6 protein-coding genes are annotated in these 6563 nt (G+C 39.8%); 5 read left to right on the forward strand and 1 reads right to left on the reverse strand.

From position 1 onward, the window contains the following. The first annotated feature begins 1 nt into the window (after position 1). From AAG807_RS17935 to AAG807_RS17950, 4 genes are all read left to right on the forward strand, one after another. Entirely contained in the window at positions 2 to 922 is a 921-nt protein-coding gene (locus tag AAG807_RS17935; protein WP_341906948.1) for a TIGR01777 family oxidoreductase, read from the forward strand. A 181-nt stretch (positions 923 to 1103) separates the two neighbouring features. Beyond that, a complete protein-coding gene (locus AAG807_RS17940; protein WP_341906950.1) occupies positions 1104 to 1568 on the forward strand; it encodes a hypothetical protein in 465 nt (154 codons plus the stop codon). A gap of 3 nt (positions 1569 to 1571) precedes the next feature. Beyond that, entirely contained in the window at positions 1572 to 3524 is a 1953-nt protein-coding gene (locus tag AAG807_RS17945) for a gliding motility-associated C-terminal domain-containing protein (protein WP_341906953.1), read from the forward strand. Positions 3525 to 3609: 85 nt separating this feature from the next. Beyond that, positions 3610 to 4377, forward strand: a complete 768-nt coding sequence (locus AAG807_RS17950; RefSeq protein WP_341906957.1) for a YdcF family protein — start codon at positions 3610 to 3612, stop codon at positions 4375 to 4377. A 1-nt stretch (position 4378) separates the two neighbouring features. On the opposite strand, the gene AAG807_RS17955 is transcribed toward AAG807_RS17950, so the two are convergent. Beyond that, complete coding sequence (locus tag AAG807_RS17955) at positions 4379 to 5335, reverse strand: hypothetical protein (protein ID WP_341906959.1); 957 nt, start codon at positions 5333 to 5335, stop codon at positions 4379 to 4381. A gap of 104 nt (positions 5336 to 5439) precedes the next feature. Here AAG807_RS17955 and AAG807_RS17960 point away from each other — a divergent pair, with 104 nt between their 5' ends. Further along, on the forward strand, positions 5440 to 6357 hold the full coding sequence (locus AAG807_RS17960) for a hypothetical protein (protein ID WP_341906962.1): 918 nt from the start codon (positions 5440 to 5442) through the stop codon (positions 6355 to 6357). The last annotated feature ends 206 nt before the right edge of the window (positions 6358 to 6563 follow it).

Consider the following 6563-nt stretch of genomic DNA (forward strand, 5'->3'; position numbering starts at 1 on the left):
CATGAAAAAAATCATTCTCTTCGCGGCAAATGGATTTATTGGAGAATCCATTATTGAATATATCAACCGGTATCATCTCAACTTTCAAATCGTGGCTGTTTCCCGAAATCACATTTCCAACCTACCAAATTCAATGAAACAAGTTATTTGGGATGGAAAAACGAAAGGAAAATGGGTCAATGAACTGGAAGGAGCTGATCTGGTTATCAATCTTGCCGGAAAATCCGTTAATTGCAGGTACACCACAAAAAACAAAGCCGAAATATTTGCATCCCGTTTAGACAGCACACGGATTATCGGTGAAGCAATTCAAGATTGTAAACACAAACCTGCGTGTTGGATAAATAGTGCAAGTGCTACAATCTATACCCATTCATTAGAGAATCCAAATACAGAGAAGGATGGAATCATTGGAGAAGGATTTTCAGTCAATGTCTGCAGGGCTTGGGAAAAACAATTTTTCGCGTTTAAAGATTTGCCAACCAGGCAGATTCTTTTGCGCTCAACCATTGTCCTGGGAAAAAGCGGAGGCGTTTATCCTGTTCTAAAACGATTGACCCGCATGGGATTAGGTGGAAAAATGGGACCGGGAAATCAATTCATCAGTTGGATCCATATTCACGATTTTTGCAAAGCGGTCTTTTTCCTTTTTGAAAACAAGCAATCTTCCGGTATCTATAATTTAGGCGCTCCAAACCCTGTTAGAAACACCGATTTTCAAACGGCATTTCGGAAAAGTCTCCATACTCCCTATTTCATTAACCAACCCATTTGGATGTTGAAATTAGGCGCACTGATTCTTGGTACAGAAACCGAATTAATTTTAAAGAGTCGGTATGTGCTTCCCGAAAATCTGACCAGCCAACAATTCAATTTTGATTTTCAGACAATTGAATCTTGCCTAGCCAACTTAACTAGTTGAACTATTATATATTGTGTTATTTCTATTTGTTTTTTTAAACTTCTAACAATACTACCTTAATTCATTATGTTTTAATCATGAAGTAAGGATTAAAACATCCTTTTTTTCAAAATATGTATACCTTCATGCAACGATTGAATTAAATCATTCGTTTAAGTAAAGAAGAATCAAATTTTATACTATGAAGAAAATAAATGTTCTAGTTAAACTAACATTATTTTTTGTTGGGTTAATTCTTTGCGTAAACAACGCGTTTTCGCAAGAAAGATTGCCTGTCGAATCAATTACACCCGAATGGACTTTCTACAAAGAAGTAAAAGGAGTTAAATTTTACCTGAAGGAAGAGAAAGCAACCGTTACTGAGGGTCAACAACCGCTTACATTCGTTCTAGTAAAATTAGAAAATACGAATAATAAGCCTGTCAAGTTGATTTACAACTTAGCTGCACATTACAACGAAGGTTGTGTGAACTGCGGAAACAGTCAGGAGGCTAGAAAATTAGTTGAAATACCAGCTAATCAAACGGTTGAAGGGAAATATGACTCCGGAAACTGTCCGACTTCCGTATTGACTTACAACCCGAACAACAAGCTTTCGTGGAAACCGATTGCTATTGCTATTGAAAACCTAATTATAAACTTTTAAGCCATGAAGCATTTAATAATTACTCTTTTCATCGCGTTGATCGGATCATTTAGTGCTAAGGCTCAAACAAACCTTTGTTCGATTACGATTACACCTTCCGATACGACAATTTGTCCAGGAGATTCTGTTCATGTTGTGGCAGTTGCCAACCTGATCAATAGTAACCAGTCATTCAACTTCAACGGTTCTGCATTGCCTCCGGGCTGGAGCGCTGCGGGAGCAACCACATTCAGTGCACCTTGTGGAGCAAACCCTACAGGAACTCCTTACTACTGGGCATCAACAGCTGTTGGAGTACCAAATATTACTACAGCAGGTTTTGATATCAGCTGTGGTGGATTTATTACCTTCGATATGGTTTATGCTGTTCAGGGAGGTTCTGTTCCGTGTGAAGGTCCGGATGAAATGGATGAGGGTGTTGCATTGCAATACAGTACGGATGGCGGTGCTACCTGGATTACAATCTATTATTATGTTCCCGATGGAACAACGACAACCACGATTTCAACAAGTTCAACAAGTGTCGCATTTGGTGCTACTGCATTTACTTCTTGGAGTACCTTTAGTGTAAATATTCCTGCAGGAGCTCAAACAACAAATACGATGTTCCGTTGGAACCAACCGAACTCTTCCGGTTCTTGTTGTGACAACTGGGGATTGGATAACATCTTTATCAATGCATCCGGTGCACCTTGTGGAGCAACTGCTGTATTGGATTGGAGTAACGGAATGGGTGACACAACTAACTATTGGGTTGTTCCATACGGTGATTCAACATTTACATGTGATGTATATGATACAGCAGGAAACTACCAATGTACTTCTCTTCCTGTAACAATTCATTTGTATAACGATATTTTGAATTACAACTTGCAAGATTATGCCTATTCTTACTGTCCAACAACAAACCCATCGGTTCAGGTAACCAATATCGCAGGAGCTATTCCTCCGTATTCAGTAAACTGGACAGACATCCCAACAAGTACGAATAATCCATACATCTTGTCTACGGGCGGTGCTGAACACGATTCGATTACCTATCATGTAACCATAACGGACGGATGTGGATTCAACAGGCAGGACAGTGTGATACTCGTCGTCAATAAATTGCTGAACATCGATTCCCTGGTTCCTTATGATGCAAGTTCTTGTTTAACCGACGGAGCAGTTGTAGCATATGTTTCGGGACAAACGACTGTACTTGGTCAACCTATTTACAATTGGCACGGACCTGGGGCTACAAACCCAAGTTTCATCAACTCGACAGTTTGGACAAACCGCTCTCCGGGATGGTACTACTTTACGGTAACAGATGATGTTTGTACGGATTCTGATAGTGTTCAGATTAATATAAAGAATCCACCGGTTGCAATGATCAGTGCAAATCCATTAGCAGGTTGTGCTCCTTTTGATGTTGCATTTGAAAACAACAGTCAAAACTCGACACATTATCTATGGGATTTCGGTGATGGTACTGTAATCAATGTAAATGACATGAATACACAAAACCATACGTATTCAGGTAATGCTCAAATCATGTTGGTTGCTTACGATGCAAGTAACTGTTCGGATACTACTTATGTAAGTGTGTCTGTGCAAACTTGTGGATGTACTGATCCATTGGCGATCAACTACGATCCTACTGCAGTAGCAAATGATGGGTCATGTAGTTATCCGGAACCGATTTTCAACATTCCGAATATCTTTACACCTAATAGTGATGGAGAAAATGACTTCTTTGAATTCATTGTAACAAACTATTCAGATGTTAACTTTCAGGTTGTAAACCGTTGGGGAAATCCAATTTACCAAGGTTCAGGATTGAATCCGAAATGGGATGGAAAAATAAACGGAGTAATGGCTGAAGATGGTGTTTATTTCGTGACATACAAAATCACGAGCATTAAAGGAGATAAAGTGATCGAAGGACAAACATTTGTTCATCTGATCCGATAATAAAAACAACTAGTTTTAGGAGCCCCGACGATAAATGTCGGGGCTTTTTTTTTACTTTTGACCATCCTCATTATTAGAAAAAACGATGTTTTTCATTCTTTCAAAAATATTGCTCTTTACTATTAGTCCATTCACTTGGTTACTGATTGCTTTGTACTTTGCTTTTTTCTCCAAGAAAAGTCTCCGTGCAAAACGTGCGAAGTATAGTGCCATCTTCATTGCTCTATTCTTCAGCAACACCTTTGTATTCAAGGAATTTTGCAGACAATGGGAAGTTTTCGGAACACCGCCTTCCGAAGTCGGGCACTACGATGTGGCAGTTGTACTAACCGGAATGGCAGAATACAATAACGATTTGAAAGTTCTCAGTGCCAGAAGAGGAATCGATCGGATCTGGCAAACAATCTCCCTTTATAAATCCGGAAAGATCGATCGGATACTAATCACCGGCGATCATGGGTATATTATCGACAAAGGACTTCATGAAGCTTCCCAATTAAAGGAAACATTGGTTCACTGGGGAATTCCGGAACATGTAATCATTACCGAAACGAAATCTAAAAACACTTACGAAAATGCCGTAGAATCGAAAAAGATCATTGATCGTTTATTCCCGGATTCGAAAGCGATACTTTTGGTCACTTCCGGAAAACACATGCGCAGGGCAAGAGCTTGTTTTAACAAATTGGGAGTTGCCTGTGATACCTATTCAACAGATTTGTATACCGGTCCCAAACGCTCTTATACTTTCGATGAGTTAATCATTCCTGATGTAAGCACCATGAACGATTGGCATGGATTGTTGAAAGAGGTATTCGGATACATCGCTTATGATGTAACAGGTAAAATCTGATTCACTTGGTGGCACCCGAAGGAGATGAATCAGCTGCATTCAGTTGAACTTCTTTCGGCTTCACTTGTGAATGATTGTATCTTGAAGCATTACTTACTCCAATGATTGCGGGAGCAGGAAAAGCAATCCAACCGGCATAATCAAACCACTTCGCCTTTACTTTTAATGAATCCACTTTTCTTCGATCCAACGAATCCTGAAAATTGAGGTATTGGAACGAATTTCTGCCGACCTTCTTTTTTATTCCAATCGTATCCGGAAAAGGATTGTAAAGGAAATCCCATCCTTTCTTGTCATAATATGCCGAGTCGTTTTGAAACTTCGGATTGATCTCATTGAAATACAAAAAGCCTTCGCGGTTACAATCCACCTCCACCGGATGCTCATCGTGATTCCCTTTACTCATGATTGCGGGAAGACCAACCCGAACCAGGTATGCAAACCCCATTCGTTTGCTTTGCAGATAATGGCCGTATTCATGTTGGAAAATGCGGTTATTCGGATCCGGAGCACTACTCTTTTTCGCCAGGATGTAATTTCCAAAACAAATTCCCGTCCAGGAAACATTCATATTCAACAAGGTGCTTCCATTTGCATAACTGACGGTATTCACTTTACATAAGACCGTATTGTAGAAATGAGACATAAAAAAACCTATTCCTGTTTGCGGACCTTGATAAAAAAAACGTGACCCGACTTCCAAAGCGCGTTTTCCAGACCTGGAATTCGTATCCGAAACAAACAGACCTCCCCAAATCCTCGCATCATTCTTAGCACTCTGGTTTGCACGCTTCCAGGCTGCTTTCCATCGTTTCTCCTTGGTTTTACAAAGACCGGCTATAAAACCACTTACCCATGAATCAATAATGAAATAATCAGGATTTTTTACGGAGGTTTTCGACGCATGGGACGGCATGACAAAAAGAACACAACCAAATGCAAGAAGTAGGAATCTCATGTGCTTTGCGAAACTTTTCATTTCTATTCTAACGAACGAAGGATTATTTTATGATATCAAACTTAAAAATAATGTAATTTAGATTGACATTATTACTTTTCCCTATGAAACAGCTGTTATTCCTCCTTTCAATTTGTTTAATCGCAATGGGTTGCTCAGGCAACTCCAGAAAGGATGATCCGGATAAAACCAAATCAGAGACAAAAGTTGCCGAAACTAAAGTGGAAGAAGGAAATGAAGATACGATTCCAAAACGAAATCCTGTTGTTCGCGACCTGAATCCGGCACAACTGAAAAAACTGAATGCGCTTCTACCAAAAAAAACCGTCGAATTACTTGTCTCTCATCTAAATGATTGGGCACTCGTTCAAACTGATATTGATTTCGCGCGCGTTTATCACAATGGAAAAAGTGTGTTTCAAGCAATTGAAAAAGCTGTTTCGACAAAATTTCCGGATGGTTATAACGGGATGGAGGCTATGAACTTCATTAATAAATCCTTTGCTTTGCGTTCTTCTTGCGAAGCGGAATGTACCGAGTTTGTGATGAACTACAACTTCCTCGACTTACAAAAATTGGCTTTATATACCAAAGGAAAAGCGGATGACGATTTCATGAATTTGAAGATCATGGCTGAAGGAGATCAGGGAATGCACGAACCGGGTTGGCTCAACTTTTTTGAACGAACATGGGATTATGGAGGTGGCTCACTCCTAGGCGACACGAACAATTATACTTTTCTGGAAACTTCTTTCAAAGTCATCCAAAAAAGTGATCTGTTCAAAAAAGACTTGTTAGCTCTTCGTCAAAGTGTACTCAATGACATGGAGCACCGTATTTACATGTATCCAAAACCGGTTGTATTAGCTGAGATAAACCGCATTCTAAAAACCAAAATCCTATCTTATCCTGAAGCACATCGAATCCTCCTCCTCAAACAATCGATTGAAAGGGACAAGGAAGATCCTGCTTTACAATTCAATTGCTCGGATCCGGAACAAAATTGCGATTGGGGCGGATAAGACTTATTGCCTGACGTTCTTACAAGGTAATTGAAAGCCAAGTCCAACGGTTCCCATAAATTGATCCAACGGTTTGGCATGAGAGAATCACAAACAGGATGATGCATCTCTTTTTCATAGGTCCGTTTCTTGTAGTAATGTTTTTCCTGTAGTATTGTTACAGGGTAAAAAAGTGGGGGCGCGATTAATCGCGCCCCCACTTGGTT

Origin of the sequence: Fluviicola taffensis DSM 16823, from assembly GCF_943372375.1 — a bacterium.
GTDB classification, from domain to species: domain Bacteria; phylum Bacteroidota; class Bacteroidia; order Flavobacteriales_D; family Crocinitomicaceae; genus Fluviicola; species Fluviicola taffensis_A.

Coding starts and splice junctions, on each gene's coding strand:
- AAG807_RS17935 (WP_341906948.1), top strand. CDS start 2: ATGAAAAAAATCATTCTCTTCGCGGCAAATGGATTTATTGGAGAATCC.
- AAG807_RS17940 (WP_341906950.1), top strand. CDS start 1,104: ATGAAGAAAATAAATGTTCTAGTTAAACTAACATTATTTTTTGTTGGG.
- AAG807_RS17945 (WP_341906953.1), top strand. CDS start 1,572: ATGAAGCATTTAATAATTACTCTTTTCATCGCGTTGATCGGATCATTT.
- AAG807_RS17950 (WP_341906957.1), top strand. CDS start 3,610: ATGTTTTTCATTCTTTCAAAAATATTGCTCTTTACTATTAGTCCATTC.
- AAG807_RS17955 (WP_341906959.1), bottom strand. CDS start 5,335: ATGAGATTCCTACTTCTTGCATTTGGTTGTGTTCTTTTTGTCATGCCG.
- AAG807_RS17960 (WP_341906962.1), top strand. CDS start 5,440: ATGAAACAGCTGTTATTCCTCCTTTCAATTTGTTTAATCGCAATGGGT.